This window comes from Streptomyces sp. NPDC002680, assembly GCF_042889145.1.
In the GTDB taxonomy this organism is placed as follows: domain Bacteria; phylum Actinomycetota; class Actinomycetes; order Streptomycetales; family Streptomycetaceae; genus Streptomyces; species Streptomyces adonidis.
Window position 1 is genome coordinate 1108531 of sequence record NZ_JBIAQP010000001.1, and the last position, 16283, is coordinate 1124813.

The window sequence follows — 16283 nt, forward strand, 5'->3', positions numbered from 1 at the left end:
GTCCGGGGCATGAGGCCTGGCGGGCGTCCAGGCCTCCCACGTACGGTGTGATCACCCGCAATCGCTTGCTGTCACCCCACAAAGGCGGTCCTGCATGGCACAGTTCGACCTCCCCCTCGACGAACTCCAGGAGTACCGCAGCGCGTCCGTCGAGCCCGAGGACTTCGACGCCTTCTGGTCCAAAACCCTCCAGGAGGCCCGGGAACACGACCTGGACGCCCGCTTCGAGCCGGTGGACACGGGCCTGACCACGGTCGACGTGTACGACGTGACGTTCGCCGGTTTCGGCGGCCACCCGGTGAAGGGCTGGCTGCGGCTGCCCGCCGGTGCGTCGGAGCCGCTGCCGGTGGTCGTGGAGTTCATCGGGTACGGCGGCGGGCGCGGCCTGCCGCACGAGCAGTTGCTGTGGGCGTCGACCGGCCGCGCCCACTTCGTCATGGACACCCGCGGTCAGGGCAGCGCCTGGGGCGGCGGCGGTGGAACGGCGGACCCGGTGGGCAACGCGCCGGCGTTCCCTGGCTTCATGACCCGGGGTATCGACGCCCCCGAGAACTACTACTACCGGCGGGTGTTCACGGACGCGGTGCGCGCGGTGGAGGCCGCCCGTTCGCACCCCCTGGTCGATCCGGCGCGCACGGTGGCCATCGGCACCAGTCAGGGCGGTGGGATCACGATCGCGGTCGGCGGGCTGGTCCCGGACCTGGTCGCGATCGCCCCGGACGTGCCGTTCCTGTGCGACTTCCCGCGCGCGGCGACCCTCACGGACCGCCACCCGTACCGCGAGATCGGCAACTACCTCAAGACCCACCGGGGCCGCAGCGCCGACGCGCAGAACACGCTCGCCTACTTCGACGGTGTGCACTTCGCCGCGCGCGGCCGGGCCCCGGCGCTCTTCTCGGCGGCCCTGGAGGATCAGACCTGCCCGCCGTCGACGGTCTTCGCGGCCTTCAACGCCTGGGCGCACGAGGACAAGAAGGTCGAGGTCTACGACTTCAACGACCACGAGGGCGGCGGCCCCTTCCAGGAGGCGACGAAGGTGAGGTGGCTGCGCTCGTACGCCTGACGGGCCCGCGGGTGGCTGCGGTCGGGCCAGCGGCAAGGGAGGGCGGCAACGGGAACGGCGCAACTGGTCGATTCCGATGACTTCTCCTCCCTTCCCCGCGATCCGACCAGTCGGTATGTTCGGCGGTGCCGGGTCACAGTGTCGTGGCCCGGTGTTCCGGCGGACGACGGAGGGCCCATGTCCGAGCACGTGCCACACGTTCACGGTGACTGCGACGCACGCTTCTCGGCGGTGCGGACGGCGTTCGAGGAGAACTTCCGCGAGCGCGGGGAGCTGGGCGCGGCGGTGAGCGTCACGGTCGACGGCGAGACGGTGGTCGACCTGTGGGGCGGCTGGGCCGACACAGGGCGCACGCGCGCGTGGGAGCACGACACGCTCGTCAACGTGTGGTCGACGTCGAAGGGCCCGACGGCTCTGTGCGCGCACATCCTCGCCGACCGGGGACTGCTCGACCTGGACGCCCCGGTGGCCACGTACTGGCCGGAGTTCGCGGCGGGCGGCAAGGAGGGCGTGCTCGTACGGCATCTGCTGTCGCACCGCGCGGGCCTGTCGGGTCTGCGGGAGCCGCACGCGCTCGCCGAGTTCTACGACTGGGAGCTGACGACCCAGCGGCTCGCCGCGATGGAACCCTGGTGGGAGCCGGGGACGCAGTCCGGCTATCACGCGTTCACCTACGGCTTCCTGGTCGGTGAGGTGGTCCGCCGGGTGTCGGGGCTGCTGCCGGGTGCCTTCCTGGAGCGGGAGGTGACCGGGCCACTGGGCATCGACTTCACGATCGGGCTGCCGGAGAAGGAGGCGGGGCGGGCCGCCGAGCTGGTACAGCCGCCGGCCGCCTCGTCCAGTGAACAGGCCGCGATCTTCGCCCAGTTGACGCCCGCCGCGATCGCCGCCCTGGCCAATCCCATCCTGGGCGCCGCCGAGGCGAACAGCCCCGAGTGGCGGGCCGCCGAGATACCGGCCGCCAACGGCCATGGCACGGCTCGCGCGATCGCCGCGCTGTACGGCGTCTTCGCCGGGCAGGGCTCGTACGGCGGGCAGCGCGTCCTCTCCCCCGAGGCGGCCGAGCGGGTGCGCGAGGGGCAGGGCAGCTGTCGCGACCTGGTGCTCGGCGCGGGTCTCGGCCACGAGACGGAGATCGGGCTGGGGCTGTGGCTGAGCGGGCCGGGCGGCTCGTACGGGCCGAATCCGAGGGCGTACGGCCATGACGGCTTCGGTGGTTCCTGCGGGCTGGCCGATCCGGAGGCGGGCGTGTCGCTGGGGTACGTCATGAACCGCATGGGGCCGCACATCGCCGACGACCCGCGGAAGATGGCGCTGATCGACGCCCTGTACAGCGCGCTCTGACCTGGGTAAGGGTCGCGGGTGGGTGGTGAGCCGTACCGAGGGGGCGGAAGACGCAGTCGGATGACAGATTCCCCGGAGGTCACGGGCGCATAGCGTCGGGGCATGGCATCCGATGACGCGTGGTGGATCGCGCGTCCGTCGGGTGTCGTGACGTCCCACCTCTCGAAAGGCACACCCCCATGAGCACGTTCACCACCTCCGACGGCACCGAGATCTTCTTCAAGGACTGGGGCACGGGGCAGCCGGTGGTGTTCAGCCACGGCTGGCCGCTGAACGCGGACACGTGGGACGGGCAGGCGCGGCTGGTCGCCGACCACGGCTTCCGCGCGGTCGCGCACGACCGGCGCGGGCACGGCCGTTCCGGGCAGCCGTGGCAGGGCAACCACATGGACCAGTACGCGGACGACCTGGCCGAGCTGATCGAGTCGCTCGACCTGAACGACGTGATCCTGGTCGGTCACTCGACCGGCGGCGGCGAGGTGACCCGCTACATCGGCCGGCACGGGACGGCGCGGGTCGCCAAGGTCGTGCTGCTGGGCGCGGTGCCGCCGCTGATGCTGAAGACCGACGCCAATCCGGAGGGCACGCCCATCGAGGCCTTCGACGGTATCCGGGCGGGCGTCGAGGCGGACCGTTCGCAGTTCTACTGGGACCTGAGCGAGGCCTTCTTCGGCTTCAACCGGCCGGACGCCACCCCGTCGGAAGGTCTGCGCCGCTCGTTCTGGCTGTGGAGCATGCAGGTCGGGCTCAAGGCGGCCTACGACTGCGTCAAGCAGTTCTCGGAGTCCGACTTCACCGAGGACCTCGGCCGCATCGACGTACCGACGCTGATCGCGCACGGCGCCGACGACCAGATCGTGCCGATCGCCGCGTCGGCGGAGAAGACGGCACAGCTGGTCAAGGACTCGACGCTGAAGGTCTACCCGGGCGCCCCGCACGGCCTGGTCGGCGACTTCGAGAAGGCGTTCAACGCCGATCTGCTGGAGTTCATCCAGAGCTGAGCCGACGGGCTACCCGGCCGGTGTCCGCGTCGCCACCACCATCCGGCAGCGCGGACTGCCGTCCGGCCGTCGCCCGAACTCGGGCAGGGCACAGGTCTCGACGTCGAAGCCCGCGTACGTCAACTCCCTGCGTACGTCGGCCAGTCGGAAGGCCCGGTAGTACATGACGAACGGCGGCTTCCACACGGCGTTGCGCACCCTCATCACCGCGTCGAAGCCGAGCAGCGCCCAGTAGGCGCGCGTTCCCGGGCGGGCCGGCGCCACGAGGGGGAAGGCGAAGCGCCCGCCCGGCCGCAGTACGGAGTGGACCTGGGCGAACAGACCCGGCAGTTCGCCCGGCAGGAAGTGCCCGAACGCCCCGAAGCTGACGACCAGATCGAAGGCGGGGGCAGGGGCAGCTGTCGTGGTGAAGGGCAGGGCGCGGGCGTCGCCGCGCACCAGGGAGACGCGGGGCCCGCCGGTCCGCTCGCCCGTCCGCTGCCGGGCCACCTCCAGCATGCCCGCGCTGATGTCGATCCCGGTGACGCTCCCCCGGCACACCCGCTCCAGCACGTCCAATCCGGCGCCGGTGCCGCAGCACAGGTCGAGGCCGTCGTCGAAGGGCCCGAGGCGGTCGAGCGCCGACGCCACCGCGTCGAGGATCGTGTCCGGCGTACGGAACGGGGTGTGGTCGAACTTCGGTGCGAGGAGGTCGTAGCCGCGCTCGACGGACGACAGTGCCTGCACGGCGAGTTCGCGGAAGGTGGGTCCTTCGGGGCTGAACATCGGCTCAGCTTAGGGGGCGAGCGAGCGGATGGCGCGGGCCGCCGGGTCCGCCTGAGCAGACCCCGGGCCTCCCTGCTGGGGACGGCTCACCCCACGGTCAGCGTGATCGCTCCGGTGTACGTCTGCCCGGCCGCGACGGCTGTGACGGTCCCGTCGACGGTCATGGTCAGCTTCTTGTCATGGGGTGCCTCGACCACCGCGTCGGCCGCGAGGGTGAGCTTCGTCAGGTAGGAGGTGCCGGTGACCGTCCAGGTGGAGCCGGCGCCCAGTTGGACGATCACCCCGTTGTTGACGGCCGCCTGCTTCGTGTTGGTGACCTCGCCCAGCTCGTAGAAGGTGGAGGCGTCGATGGTGGAGACCCGGTGCTGGGTCCTGGAGGCCGAGATGACGCCCTTCACGGTGCTGTCGTCGAAGGTGAGGACCAGGTTCTTGCCCTTGCGCATGCCGTTGTAGAAGTCGCCCTTCAGCGCGATGGAGGTGAAGGTGGCGGCCCCGTCGGCGGTGTGGACGGCGGTGACGTCGAAGGTGGTGTCCTTGGCCGGGTCGCCGGTGGGCTCGGTGTAGACGCCGACGTTCATCATCTTGCCGTTGACGGGGACCGGGCCCGGGTCGTCCAGCTCCATCATCTGCAGGACGATCCCGTTGCGCGGGTTGAGACGGGCGCCCTCCGAGCCGTCGACGGTGATGATGGTCTGCTGCCCCTTGTTGAGGAAGGTGGCCTTCTCGGAGTTGACGACGGTTCCGCCGTCGAGCGTCAGCGTTCCGGCGCCGAAGAACATGTAGCCGAAGTGCCCCGAGTTCACGACCGTGTTCCGGGCGGGCAGAGCCTTCAACTCGGCGTTGCTCAGGCCGAGTTCGAGTTCGGTGTTGAGCGCGGCGACGGCTGTGGGCGTGCTGTCGCCGTAGTGCACGACCGCCGCCGGGCCCGCGATGATCGTCGCGTAGCTGCCGACGTCGAACCGTGAGCCGAGGACGCGGACGGTCGCGTCGCCGATGGCATAGGTGCCGTAGCCGTACGAACCGGTGTTGCCGACCTGGCTGTTGACGACCGTCAGCTTGAGCGCCCGGCCGCCCTCGACGGACAGCGCGCCCCAAGTCTCCGAGAACACGGTGGAGTTGACATAGGTCGCCCGACTGCCCGCCCCGATGAGGTTGGTGGCGCGGACGTTCCCGTCGAGGCCGAGCATCCAGGGCACCGACTGCATGTACGGCGTCTCGACGGTGGCCTGGTAGTCGGCGGGCAGGACGCCGTTGCGGGTGTGGATCCGGGAGTTCTTGACGACGACGTTCGCACCGGCGTCGGCGATGACACCGGTGCGTACGACGCCCTTGGTCGCGATCCGGGCGCCGTCGACCACGAGCGTGGTCGCCGATCCGGTACCGACCACGGCGGCACCGTACCCGGCGAAGTCGGAACGCCCGTTCCCGGTGAAGGAGATGACGGGCCGCTCCAGCGTGTAGTCGGCGTCCTTCACATACACGCCGTCGAAGCACTCGCCGGTCGAGGTGATCGACACGTTCTTCGCGACGGTGTCGGTGAGCCGGCCCCCGATGACGCTGGTCAGCACGGACTTGGCGCGCGCTACGCCGTCGGCGTCGACGTACAGGGCCTGCCGGAAGGGGAAGGTGAGCGTCTCGTAGGTCACCGGGTTCGCCTCGGCCACCGTGAGGACGACATCGCCCCGGTAGGTGCCGGCCTGGATCAGCGTCTCCGTACCGCCGGTCTCGGTCAGCAACTGGCCCGTCTCCACGCCGTCGACGGTCAGGGTGACGCTGTGGCCGTCGGGGGCGGCGATCTTTCCGCCCTGGGCGATGGACAGTCGGTCCACGCGGGTGGTCGCGGACAGCTCGTACGTCTCCCCGGCGGCGACCGTGATCCGCGCGCCCCGGGCGGTCGCCGGCGCGGCGGTCGCGGAGGCCACCGGGGCCAGTACGGCACCGGCGGTCGCGGTACCGGCGATGAGAATCGAACGTCGGGTGATCAGCGTCATGGCATGCCTTCCCAGGGATCGAGTACGCCGTCGCGGACCGTGACCGGACAGCCGTGGAACGCACGGGGGCGACGGGGCGGGCAGCGGCACCAGTGGTGCGCACGAGGGAGTGAATCACCCACGTACACAAGGGAATAGGCGCCCCGCGCACACATACAGGACCCCGATGGCTCGGATCGCGGCGCCCGGTTCATGGGGCTCACACAGAGTGGCCACAAGGGGTGTCGAACGGCCTCGCATGCCGGATTCGCACGGCCTGCTCCGCTCGTCCGTTTTCGCCACGCGAGGCCTCGTTCGCGTCCTGGGATGCGTCGGCGGAAGGGCCGAGTCGGGGGTTGCCCTGCCGTTACGGGGAAGGACGGCTGCGTGGCACGGTTTCTTCAAGTCCCGCTCAGAGACGACCAGTTGATGTCCGTCGAGGTGACCTCACAGGACGACGAGGACACCTTCGGGCCGGTGAGCCGAAGGGCGGACGCGGTGATGCGGCTGCCCGAGAGCCTCTCGGCCGGGCTGGACCGTGTGCGGTCCTTCTCCAACGAGGTGCTCACCCGGTGCGGTCCGGGACCCGGCCGCCGGACTCGGTGCAGGTGGAGTTCGGGCTGAAGCTGTCGGCGAAGGCCGGCCTGGTCATCGCCGAGTCGACCGGGGAGACCCATCTGACGGTGACCCTGCAATGGCAGCGGCCCGGCGACGCGGATGGTCCGCCGCTGCCCGGCCCTGATTCCCCACAGGCGGGTTGGTTTCGGGGAGATCCAGCTGTGGGACGTCGTCGGGCGACAGGCGATCGGGGAACAGATGACGGACCACTCCGGCGATGTCACCTCCCTGGCCTTCAGCCGCGACGGCTTCTCCCTCGCGGCAGGTGGCGCCCGGCTCCACCTGTGGGACGTGTCCGCCCTGGCCGATCCGGCGAAGGCCGTCTGCGCCCGCTGTCCCCACCCGCTCTCCCGGGCCACTTGGCACGAGCATCTGCCCGAACTCCCCTACCGGCCGGGCTGCTTGGAAGCGTCGCGGCGGCCCCGGTGAGGGGGACCCTGCGAGGCTACGCCGGAGCGATCATTCCCGCCGACAGATCGATGTCCGCCCCGCACAGGCCCGGCATCGCGAGCATCGCCAACAGGGCGCGGGCCACCTCGTCCGCCTCCACCAGGCGACCCAGCGCCGCCCGGGAGGCGAAGTCCCGTTCCGCCTCCTCCGGGGTGCAGCCGGTGAGTTCGGCCGTCAGGCGGAAGTTGCGGTCCATGCGCGGGCCTCGAACCGGGCCCGGGGAAAGGGAGTTGACCGCGACGCCCTGCGGGCCGGCCTCGCCCGCGAGGGTGCGGGTGAGGCCGAGAAGCGCCATCTTCGACGCCGTGTACGGGGTGCGGTGGAGCAGGGGGCGTTTGCCGCTCACCGAGGCGATGTTGACGATGTCGCCTCGGCCCGCCGTCAGCATCGGTGGCAGGAAGGCCCGGCACATCAGGTAGACGCCCCGGACGTTGGCGGCGAACACGTCGTCCCACTCGTTCGGCTCGATGTCGACGAGCGGCTTCACGGGTCCTGCGACGCCCGCGTTGTTGACCAGCAACGACACGTCCTCGTCGGCCAGTTGGGATGCCAGCGCGCGCACCGACTCGGGGGCGGAGACGTCGCACACCGCCGTACGTGCCTCGCCGCCCTGCTTGGTGATCCGGTCCGCCGCGTCCGCGAGGGCGATCTCGTCACGGCCGACCAGGATCACCCGGGCGCCCGCGTCCGACAGTGACGACGCGAACGCCCGCCCCAGCGGTCCTCCCCCGCCCGTGATCAGCGCCGTACGCCCGTGCAGGCTCATGCGACGCCGTTCCACGGCAGCGCGTCGCCCTCGGCCTTCGCCGCGCGTACGTCGCCGGAGCGGGCGTGGCCCTCGAACAGCTCGACGCGGGAGGCGCGCCCGCAGAGGCGGCCCAGCAGTGCCTGCGAGGCGCTGTCGGTGACCTCCTGGTAGGTCACCGTCTTGAGGTACTTCCCCACCCACAGCCCGCCGGTGTAGCGGGCGGCACCGCGCGTGGGCAGGACGTGGTTGGTGCCGATGACCTTGTCGCCGAAGGACACGCAGGTGCCCTCGCCGAGGAACAGGGCGCCGTACTGGGTCATCTTCTCCAGCGCGAGGCGTGGTTCGGCGGTGAGGACCTCGACGTGTTCGAAGGCGAAGTCGTCGGCCAGCGCGTACATCTCGTCCAGGGTGTCGACGACGTGCACCTGGCCGTGGTCGCGCCAGGCCGGTCCGGCGAAGTCGCGGGTCGGCATGCCGGGCAGGAGGCGCTCCACCTCGGTGATCGTCCGTTCGGCGACCTCGCGGGAGGTGGTGACGAGGACGGCCGGGGAGTCGGGGCCGTGTTCGGCCTGGGAGAGCAGGTCGACCGCGCAGACGAACGGGTCGGCGCCCTCGTCGGCCAGGACCAGGATCTCGGTGGGCCCGGCGAACAGGTCGATGCCGATCTCGCCGAACAACTGCCGCTTGGCCTCGGCCACATAGGCGTTGCCGGGCCCGGCGATCAGGTTCACGGGCCGCATCGAGTCCGTCCCGACCGCCATCGCGGCGACCGCCTGTACTGCGCCGAGGAGCCAGATCTCGTCCGCGCCCGCCAGGTGCATCGCGGCGACGGTGGCGGCCGGGATCTCCCCGCGGATCGGCGGTGTGCAGGCGACGACACGCGGTACGCCCGCGACCTTCGCCGTCACGATGGTCATGTGGGCGGAGGCGGTGAGCGGATAGCGTCCGCCCGGGATGTAGGCACCGGCGGCCTGCACGGGGATGTGCTTCTGCCCCAGCCGGACACCCGGCAGCGTCTCCACCTCGAACTCGCGCAGGGAGTCGAGCTGGTGGCGGGCGAAGGCGCGCACCTGGTCCTGGACGAAGCGGATGTCGACGATGACCTGCTCGGGCACCGACGCGACAATCTTCTCGACCTCCTCGGCGGAGAGCCGGAAGGAGTCCGGGCTCCAGTTGTCGAACTTCTCGGAGTACTCGCGCACGGCCGCGTCACCGCGTTCACGGATGTCCGCGATGACGCCGGTCACGGTCTCCCGCACCTGGGCGAGGGAGGCGGCGACCTCGGACCTCGGTACGGCGTGCTTCAGGATCTCTGCCACAACTGCGGCCTTTCCATGGGTGGTTCGGATCAGACGGGCGGCGCAGTGAACAGCACGTCGGGGTCGTTGAACTGCTCCTTGGCGACCGACTCGCTCATCGGATCGGCCGTCCCCCACTGGTCCTGGGTGATCGGGTCGTCGACGTCATGGCGGCCGGGATGCCACAAGTCCTCTTCGAGGACGGCGAGTTCGGTCGTGTACTCGACGGTGTTGCCGTGCGGATCGTGGAAGTAGGAGAAGGTGTTGTCGCCGGCCAGATGGCGGCCCGGCCCCCAGGTGAGCCGGGTTCCGGCACGCAGAGCACGCCCCGTGCCGCGCATGTACTCCTCCACGCCCCGCATCTCGAACGAGGCGTGGTGCAGGGAGACATGGGGTCCGCGCGCGATGGCGAAGGAGTGGTGGAGGGGGCTGCACCGCAGGAAGTACATGAGATCGCCCATGTGGGTCGAGTAGAGGGTGTCAGTGAGCCGGAACCCGAGGTGCCGGACATAGAAGTCCCGCAGCCCTTCCGGGTCCTGGGAGTTCACCACGCAGTGCGAGAGCCGTACGGGGACGGCCTCGCGTTCCTCGATCTTCCGGTGTGCGCGGGTGGCGACGTCGGCCGAGACCTCGACGACCCGCCCGTCAGGGTCGAAGAACCGGAAGCCGTAGCCGCCGCCCGGAGTGTCCAACGCCCTTGGTTCATGGACCAGTTGGACACCGGCGCTGCCGAGCCGCACGGCCAGCTCGTCGACGGCGGAGGGCGAGGCCGCCCCGAAGGCGATCAGGTCCATCCGCTTCCGCTCGCCCTGGCGGATCCGCACGATGTACTGCTCGGGGCTGCCCTCGGCGGCGAAGAAGGCGATGCCGCTGTCGTTCGCGACCTCGGTCAGGCCCCAGGTCGTACCGAAGAAGGCACGTTGGCGGGCGAAGTCCGGTACGGCCAGGTCGACATGGCGCAAGTGGGTGATGGGCTGGAAGGTCACTGTCCGCTCCTGACGGTGTTGCGCTGGTGGCCCAGGCCGGTGATCTCCGACTCCACGACGTCCCCGGGCTTGAGGAAGACGCCCCAGTGCGCGCCGTTGCCGGCCGGGGAGCCGGTGAGGAGCAGGTCGCCGGGGCGCAGGGTGGTGGTCGTGGAGACGTACGCGATGAGCTGCGGGATGTCGAAGATCATGTCCTTGGTGGACTCGTCCTGGCGGACAACTCCGTTGTGGCGCAAGGTGATTCGCAGGTCGCTCGGGTCACCGACGAAGGCGGCGGGCACCAGGAAGGGGCCGGTCGGCAGGAACGTGTCGGCGTTCTTGGCGGTGAACCAGTCCGTGCCGATCGCCTTGAGGTCGGGCCGGTAGAGGCGGTCGCGGGTGGTGAGGTCGTTGCAGATCGTGTAGGCGGCGACGTACTCCATCGCGTCCTCGGCACGGATGTTCCTGCCCGACTTGCCGATGACGAGGGCGAGTTCGAGTTCCCAGTCGTGCTGGTCGCCGAGCGCGGGGAGCACGATGTCGTCGTACGGGCCGCACATCGCGCGCGGCGAGCCGAGGAAGACGTACGGGACGCCGTTCCGTGCCCGTACGTCCATCATCTTCTCGGCGTCGGCGCGGGCCTCCTCGGGGGTCGCACCGTGCACGCTCTCCTTCTCGGCGGCGACCAGATCGACCACGTGCTTGCGGTAGTTGGCGCCGCTCTGGAGGATCTGGCCGGGCTCGACCGGAGCCAGCACGCGGAGCGCCGCCAGGTCGTGCCACGGACCGTCGGCGGTCGTGGCGAGGTCGTGGAGGCGGGGCAGCCAGGTGTCCCACTCCTCGACGATCGCCCGCACGGAAGGCACCTGGCCGGACAGGTCACGGACACGGACGCCGGTGACCAGGCCGGGGAAGGCTCCGGAATGGCTCCTGAACGTACCGAGCGCGAACGGTCCGGAATGAGTGGGCAGGGGATCAGGCACGGGCGGCTCTCCTCGTACGACTGGGGGCTCGCCCTCGACGCTAGGCAGTGCCGCGGGACGGCGGAAATGGTGATTGGCGATGCCTGCCATCGGTGGCCCCGGCGGGGCCCGTACGGCCCGTGATCAGGGGCCCATCGCCGTACGCAATGGATGACGTGCCCCTTGCCGATGCCTCGATCCGTTGACCCTGCATCCACCGTCCACGCAGGCTCGGACCACCCACCGAGCCAAGCTCTGGACAGAGGAGCGAACCGTGATCGTCGAGCATGCCGAGCTGGCCGTCCAGGCCGGGCGTGAGCAGGCGTTCGAGGAGGCCTACGAGAAGGCCCGCCTCGTTCTCGCCGAGGCGGACGGGTTCCGCTGGACCGAGCTGCTGCGCTGCGAGGAGCGGCCGGACACCTATCTGCTGCTCGTCGGCTGGGAGTCCGTCGCCCACCACACGGTCGGTTTCCGCGAGTCCGAACGCTTCGCCCGCTGGCGCGCGCTGGTCGGCCCGTTCTTCGCCGCGCCGCCGGTGGTCGAGCACTACAGCGAGCGCGCCGCCCGCTTCACCGGCTGACCTGCCGGCACCCCTGCCTCCCCCCCTCTACGTTCGCAAGGATCCCCATGCCCGTTGAAAAGGTGCTCGTCGTCGGCGGCGGCATCACCGGAAGCGTGCTGTGCCTCGCGCTGGCCCAGCGCGGCGCCGAGGCCGAGCTGGTGGAACTGTCGCCCCGGTGGTTCGGGGTGGGGCACGGCATCACCCTCCAGGGCAACGCCCTCAAGGCGCTGCGTTCCGTGGGCGTACTGGAACGGGTGCTCGCCCGGGCGGTCCCCTTCGACATCATGCGGCTGCGCCACGCCGACGGCGAGCTGCTCACCGAGCTGCCGACACCGCACACCGGCGGGCCTGAACTGCCGTCCACGGCAGGGGCGTTGCGCACCGATCTGCAGAACGCGCTGTGCGACGCCGTGCACGCGCACGGGGTACGGGTCAGGCTCGGGCTGAGCGTCGAGCGGCTCGACCAGTCCTCCGACCACGTCGACGTCACCTTCACGGACGGCTCGACCGGGCGGTACGACCTGGTGGTCGGCGCCGACGGCATCAACTCCCGGATGCGCGAACAGATCGGCATCGACACGCGGCCCCACCCGGTCGGTATGTCGATCTTCCGGGTCGTCGCCGACCGCCCCGCCGAGATGGACTGCGCGGAGGTCTACTACGGCGGCCCCCGCTACAAGGCCGGCTACAGCCCGATCTCCCCGGACCAGTGCTACGCCTACCTCCTCGACGAGAACCTCGACGCCTCCCTCGTCGGCCCGCGCGCCCCCCTCGGGCTGCTGCGCGAACGCGGTGCCGGGTACGGCGGCACCTGGGGCAAGATCCTCGCCTCGCTGCCCGACGACACGGCGGTCGACTACCGCTGGATCGAGGCGATCCTCGTCGACGAACCCTGGCATCGCGGCCGTACGGTGGTGATCGGCGACGCCGCGCACGCGTGCCCGCCGCTCATCGCGCAGGGTGCGGCGATGTGCGCGGAGGACGCGGTGCTGCTGGCCGAGCTGGTGACCGGGGACGAGCCGGTGGACCTGGCCCTGGAGCACTTCATGGTGCGACGGCTGCCGAGGGTGCGGATGGTGCTGGAGAACTCGCTCCAGCTGGCCGCGTGGGAGATCGCCCCGGGCACACCGGGCGCCGACCCGGCGGGCATCATGTCGCGCACGCTGAACTCCCTGACGGCGGCGGCGTGAGCGCCCCCGTCGTCGACTTCCACGGCCATCTCGCGGTACCGGCCGCCGACACGCTGTGCGCCGGTACGCCCGGTCTCGCCGCCGAGTTCGCCGCCGAACAGCGCGCCCACTCCCCCGTCTCCCTCGCCGTGAACCGGGCCCAACTCCAGCGACTGGCCCCCAAGTTGACGGACGTCGACGCTCGCCTCGCCGATCTCGACGCGATGGGTGTGGACGCCCAGGTGGTCGGCCCGATGCCGATGCACCACTACTGGGCCGACACCGAACTGGCCGCACGACTCACCCGTACCGTCAACGAGGCGGTGGCCGCGCACTGTGCCGAGGCGCCGGAGCGGCTGTACGGGCTCGGCACGGTTCCGCTCCAGCATCCGGACCTCGCGGTCTCCCTGCTGGGCGAGGCGGTCGTCGACCACGGCTTGAACGGGATCAGCGTGTCGACGACCGTCGAGGGGCGCGAGCTGGCCGATCCCGCGCACGATGTGGTGTGGCAGCGGGCGGAGGAGCTGGGCGCGCTCGTGTTCGTGCATCCGTGGGGCTGCTCGCTCGGCGCCCGACTGGCCACGCGCTACCTCGGGAACACGGTCGGGCAGCCGGTCGAGACGACGGTCGCGCTCTCGCATCTCGTCTTCACCGGCGTCCTCGACCGCTTCCCCCGGCTGAAGCTGGTGGTCGCGCACGGCGGCGGCTATCTGCCGACGTACATCGGGCGCTCCGACCACGCCTGGCGGGTCCGCGAGGACGCGCGCGGATGCGCCGAGCCGCCGAGCGCGTATCTGCGGCGTATGTGGTTCGACTCGCTCGTCTACACCCCGCGCGCACTGCGCCATCTGGTCGAGGAGGTGGGCGCGGACCGGGTCGTCCTGGGCACCGACTACCCCTTCGACATGGGCGTGGCCGACCCGCTCGACCGCCTCGGCGCCGCCGGGCTGACCGCCGCCGACCGGTCCGCCGTCGCCGGGGGCAACGCCTACGACCTGCTGCTGAAAGGACGCGTCCGATGAACCTCGGTCCCATTGAGGAAGAGCTGGCCAAGGCCCGTTCCGCATACCGCAATTGGGGACGCTGGGGACCGGACGACGTGCTCGGCACCCTCAATCACATCGACGACGCGATGCGTGCGCACGCGGTAGGTCTGGTGCGGCGCGGCCGGCCCTTCTCGCTCGCGCAGGAGTTCAACGAGCAGGGTCCGCAGCGCGGTTTCCGGGGCCGGATCAACCCCGTCCACTACATGAAGGACACCGGTTCGGACGCGGCGGCGGGCACGCAGGGCTTTCCGCACGGCTTCGGCGGCGCCGACGACCATGTGGTGATGCCGCTCCAGGCTTCCACGCAGTGGGACGGGCTGGGCCACATCTTCGACAACAAGCAGGCGTGGAACGGCCGTTCGTGCACGATCGTCAACGGCGACGGCGACTCCGTCACCGGCATCGAGCACATGAAGGACGCCTTCACCGGCCGCGGAGTCCTCCTCGACGTCGGCCGTGCGATCGGCGACGAGCACGGCGAACTCCCCGACGGTTTCCCCATCCTGGAGGAACACCTGCGCGCCACGATCGAGGCGCAGGGCGCCACCTCGACGGTCCGCCGCGGCGACCTCGTGCTCATCCGCACGGGCCAACTGGGCCGCGTACGACGGCTCGGCGACTGGGGCGGCTACGCGGCCGGCGACGCCCCCGGCCTCTCGTTCACCACCCTCGGCTGGCTGCACCGCACGGAACTCGCGGCAATCGCCTCCGACACGTGGGGACTTGAGGTACGGCCGTACGAGTTCACCGAGCGGGCCATGTCCCCGCTGCACCAGATCGCGATCCCCAACATGGGCCTTCCACTGGGCGAGATGTGGGACCTGGAGGAACTGTCCGAGGACTGCGCGGCGGACGGTGTGTACGAATTCCTGTTGGTCGCGGCGCCGTTGCCGGTGACCGGCGCGGTGGGCGCACCCGTCAACCCGATCGCGGTCAAGTGAGTAGCCCCATGAACAGCAACCGCTTCTCCGGCACCCTCCACCTCCCCGGCGACGAGGACTTCGACGAGGCCTGCTTCGGCCGTGTCTTCAACGCCCGCCGCCCGTCGGACCGTTCACCGGCGGCCGTACTGCGGGTGGCGACCGAGCAGGACGTCGTCGAGGGCGTACGGCTGGCCCTGGAGCGGGGCTGGCAGGTCGCCGTCCGTTCCGGCGGGCACAGCTGGGCGGCCTGGTCGGTGCGGACGGACGCCCTGCTGATCGATCTCGGGGATCTGCGCGAGATGACGTACGACGACACGACCGGGATCGTGACGGCCACCCCCAGCGTCAAGGGAGGCGACGAACTCAACCCGTTCCTGGGCGAGTTCGGCCGGTTCTTCAACGGCGGGCACTGTCCTTCGGTCGGTATCGGCGGCTTCCTCCTCCAGGGCGGCCAGGGCTGGAACGCGCGCGGCTGGGGCTGGGCGGCGGAGAATCTCGTGGCGATCGATGTCGTCACCGCCGAGGGCGAGTTGGTCCGTGCGGACGAGACGACCAACTCCGACCTGTTCTGGGCGGCGCGGGGAGCCGGTCCCGGTTTCTTCGGCGTCGTCACCCGCTTCCACCTCCGTACCCGCCCCCTGCCGAAGCATCTGGCGCACACGGTCCACGCGTACCCGGTCGCCCTCTTCGACGAGGTCATGACCTGGCTGCACGGCATGCACCACACGGTGTCGGACCTGGTCGAGATCGTCGCCCTCACCCAGACACCGCCCGGCCACGACGAGCCGTTGCTCCTGGTCACAGGCGTGTCGATGACCGACACGCCCGAACAGGCCGCCGAGGCGCTGGCGCCGCTGCACGCCAATCCCTACGCCGACCGGGCCGTCTTCCGCGTCGAGGCGCAGCCGACCACACTCGCCGAGCAGCTTCTCAACCAGCGGACCGCGAACCCCGAAGGGCATCGCTATCTCGTCGACAACGCCTGGCTGACCGGGCCCGCCGAGGAGGTCGTACCGGTCATCCGGAAGGCGTTCACCGAGCAGCCCACTCCGCAGACGTTCACGATCTGGTTCTCGATGGCCCCGCTGCGCCAACTCCCCGACATGGCCTTCTCGTTGCAGTCGGAGATCTACTGCGCCACGTACGTCGTGCACGACGAGCCCGAGCGGGACGCCGAGTTGCGGTCCTGGCTCGACGGCGCGATGGCGGACATGGAGCCGGTGACCGCCGGTCAGTACCTCGGGGACTCCGACTTCACCGTCCGGCAGGTGCGGTTCATGGGCGACGCGCAGTGGCGGCGGCTGCGCGAGATCCGGGCCGTACGCGACCCGAAGGGCCTCTTCGCCGGATATCTGAGCACCGGGGCCGTCACCAACACCAACCACTGGGAGCAGTGAGG

16 protein-coding genes are annotated in these 16283 nt (G+C 70.6%); 10 read left to right on the plus strand and 6 right to left on the minus strand.

Going from position 1 to position 16283, the window contains the following annotated elements; all coding sequences use genetic code 11:
• The first annotated feature begins 94 nt into the window (after positions 1 to 94).
• From ACFYXF_RS05025 to ACFYXF_RS05035, 3 genes are all read left to right on the plus strand, one after another.
• Entirely contained in the window at positions 95 to 1063 is a 969-nt protein-coding gene (locus ACFYXF_RS05025; protein WP_389348139.1) for an acetylxylan esterase, read from the plus strand.
• 177 nt (positions 1064 to 1240) lie between these two features.
• On the plus strand, positions 1241 to 2407 hold the full coding sequence (locus ACFYXF_RS05030; protein ID WP_389348141.1) for a serine hydrolase domain-containing protein: 1167 nt from the start codon (positions 1241 to 1243) through the stop codon (positions 2405 to 2407).
• 179 nt (positions 2408 to 2586) lie between these two features.
• Positions 2587 to 3408: an alpha/beta fold hydrolase gene (locus tag ACFYXF_RS05035; protein ID WP_389348142.1), complete on the plus strand. Its 822-nt coding sequence runs from the start codon at positions 2587 to 2589 to the stop codon at positions 3406 to 3408.
• A gap of 9 nt (positions 3409 to 3417) precedes the next feature.
• On the opposite strand, the gene ACFYXF_RS05040 is transcribed toward ACFYXF_RS05035, so the two are convergent.
• Both ACFYXF_RS05040 and ACFYXF_RS05045 read right to left on the minus strand, forming a co-directional pair.
• On the minus strand, positions 3418 to 4173 hold the full coding sequence (locus ACFYXF_RS05040; protein ID WP_389348143.1) for a class I SAM-dependent methyltransferase: 756 nt from the start codon (positions 4171 to 4173) through the stop codon (positions 3418 to 3420).
• An 86-nt stretch (positions 4174 to 4259) separates the two neighbouring features.
• Positions 4260 to 6164, minus strand: coding sequence for a hypothetical protein (locus ACFYXF_RS05045; protein ID WP_389348144.1), 1905 nt, complete (start codon positions 6162 to 6164; stop codon positions 4260 to 4262).
• 366 nt (positions 6165 to 6530) lie between these two features.
• On the opposite strand from ACFYXF_RS05045, the gene ACFYXF_RS05050 reads away from it, so the two are divergent.
• Both ACFYXF_RS05050 and ACFYXF_RS05055 read left to right on the plus strand, forming a co-directional pair.
• A complete protein-coding gene (locus ACFYXF_RS05050; RefSeq protein ID WP_389348145.1) occupies positions 6531 to 6767 on the plus strand; it encodes a hypothetical protein in 237 nt (78 codons plus the stop codon).
• 192 nt (positions 6768 to 6959) lie between these two features.
• A complete protein-coding gene (locus ACFYXF_RS05055) occupies positions 6960 to 7190 on the plus strand; it encodes a hypothetical protein (protein WP_389348146.1) in 231 nt (76 codons plus the stop codon).
• Between the two features lie 16 nt (positions 7191 to 7206).
• Here the strand turns inward: ACFYXF_RS05055 and ACFYXF_RS05060 are convergent, their stop codons facing one another.
• The 4 genes from ACFYXF_RS05060 to ACFYXF_RS05075 are packed head-to-tail and all read right to left on the minus strand — an operon-like array spanning position 7207 to position 11205.
• Positions 7207 to 7977 carry an SDR family NAD(P)-dependent oxidoreductase gene (locus tag ACFYXF_RS05060; RefSeq protein WP_389348147.1) on the minus strand — a complete coding sequence of 257 codons (771 nt, stop codon included), beginning with the start codon at positions 7975 to 7977 and terminating at the stop codon, positions 7207 to 7209.
• Complete coding sequence (gene hisD / locus ACFYXF_RS05065) at positions 7974 to 9278, minus strand: histidinol dehydrogenase (protein WP_389348148.1); 1305 nt, start codon at positions 9276 to 9278, stop codon at positions 7974 to 7976. Before hisD ends, ACFYXF_RS05060 begins: the two co-directional genes overlap by 4 nt.
• A 29-nt stretch (positions 9279 to 9307) precedes the next feature.
• A complete protein-coding gene (locus ACFYXF_RS05070) occupies positions 9308 to 10243 on the minus strand; it encodes a VOC family protein (protein WP_389348149.1) in 936 nt (311 codons plus the stop codon).
• On the minus strand, positions 10240 to 11205 hold the full coding sequence (locus ACFYXF_RS05075) for a fumarylacetoacetate hydrolase family protein (protein ID WP_389348150.1): 966 nt from the start codon (positions 11203 to 11205) through the stop codon (positions 10240 to 10242). Before ACFYXF_RS05075 ends, ACFYXF_RS05070 begins: the two co-directional genes overlap by 4 nt.
• Positions 11206 to 11458: 253 nt before the next feature.
• Between ACFYXF_RS05075 and ACFYXF_RS05080 the strand changes: the two genes are divergently transcribed.
• From ACFYXF_RS05080 to ACFYXF_RS05100, 5 genes are read left to right on the plus strand one after another with little or no spacing between them, the layout of a single operon-like run.
• Positions 11459 to 11764: an antibiotic biosynthesis monooxygenase family protein gene (locus tag ACFYXF_RS05080; protein WP_389348151.1), complete on the plus strand. Its 306-nt coding sequence runs from the start codon at positions 11459 to 11461 to the stop codon at positions 11762 to 11764.
• Positions 11765 to 11811: 47 nt separating this feature from the next.
• The gene (locus ACFYXF_RS05085) at positions 11812 to 12936 is read left to right on the plus strand and encodes an FAD-dependent monooxygenase (protein ID WP_389348152.1); all 1125 of its coding nucleotides are present in this window, start codon (positions 11812 to 11814) and stop codon (positions 12934 to 12936) included.
• Complete coding sequence (locus ACFYXF_RS05090) at positions 12933 to 13937, plus strand: amidohydrolase family protein (protein ID WP_389348153.1); 1005 nt, start codon at positions 12933 to 12935, stop codon at positions 13935 to 13937. Before ACFYXF_RS05085 ends, ACFYXF_RS05090 begins: the two co-directional genes overlap by 4 nt.
• Positions 13934 to 14902, plus strand: coding sequence for a cyclase family protein (locus tag ACFYXF_RS05095; protein ID WP_389348154.1), 969 nt, complete (start codon positions 13934 to 13936; stop codon positions 14900 to 14902). Before ACFYXF_RS05090 ends, ACFYXF_RS05095 begins: the two co-directional genes overlap by 4 nt.
• An 8-nt stretch (positions 14903 to 14910) precedes the next feature.
• Complete coding sequence (locus tag ACFYXF_RS05100; RefSeq protein ID WP_389348155.1) at positions 14911 to 16281, plus strand: FAD-binding oxidoreductase; 1371 nt, start codon at positions 14911 to 14913, stop codon at positions 16279 to 16281.
• Positions 16282 to 16283 lie beyond the last annotated feature (2 nt).

Bases quoted from the DNA above. Each gene is read 5' to 3' on its own strand.
- ACFYXF_RS05055 (WP_389348146.1), top strand. From the start codon at position 6,960: ATGACGGACCACTCCGGCGATGTCACCTCCCTGGCCTTCAGCCGCGAC.
- ACFYXF_RS05025 (WP_389348139.1), top strand. From the start codon at position 95: ATGGCACAGTTCGACCTCCCCCTCGACGAACTCCAGGAGTACCGCAGC.
- ACFYXF_RS05045 (WP_389348144.1), bottom strand. From the start codon at position 6,164: ATGACGCTGATCACCCGACGTTCGATTCTCATCGCCGGTACCGCGACC.
- ACFYXF_RS05060 (WP_389348147.1), bottom strand. From the start codon at position 7,977: ATGAGCCTGCACGGGCGTACGGCGCTGATCACGGGCGGGGGAGGACCG.
- ACFYXF_RS05035 (WP_389348142.1), top strand. From the start codon at position 2,587: ATGAGCACGTTCACCACCTCCGACGGCACCGAGATCTTCTTCAAGGAC.
- ACFYXF_RS05085 (WP_389348152.1), top strand. From the start codon at position 11,812: ATGCCCGTTGAAAAGGTGCTCGTCGTCGGCGGCGGCATCACCGGAAGC.
- ACFYXF_RS05100 (WP_389348155.1), top strand. From the start codon at position 14,911: ATGAACAGCAACCGCTTCTCCGGCACCCTCCACCTCCCCGGCGACGAG.
- ACFYXF_RS05040 (WP_389348143.1), bottom strand. From the start codon at position 4,173: ATGTTCAGCCCCGAAGGACCCACCTTCCGCGAACTCGCCGTGCAGGCA.
- ACFYXF_RS05095 (WP_389348154.1), top strand. From the start codon at position 13,934: ATGAACCTCGGTCCCATTGAGGAAGAGCTGGCCAAGGCCCGTTCCGCA.
- ACFYXF_RS05030 (WP_389348141.1), top strand. From the start codon at position 1,241: ATGTCCGAGCACGTGCCACACGTTCACGGTGACTGCGACGCACGCTTC.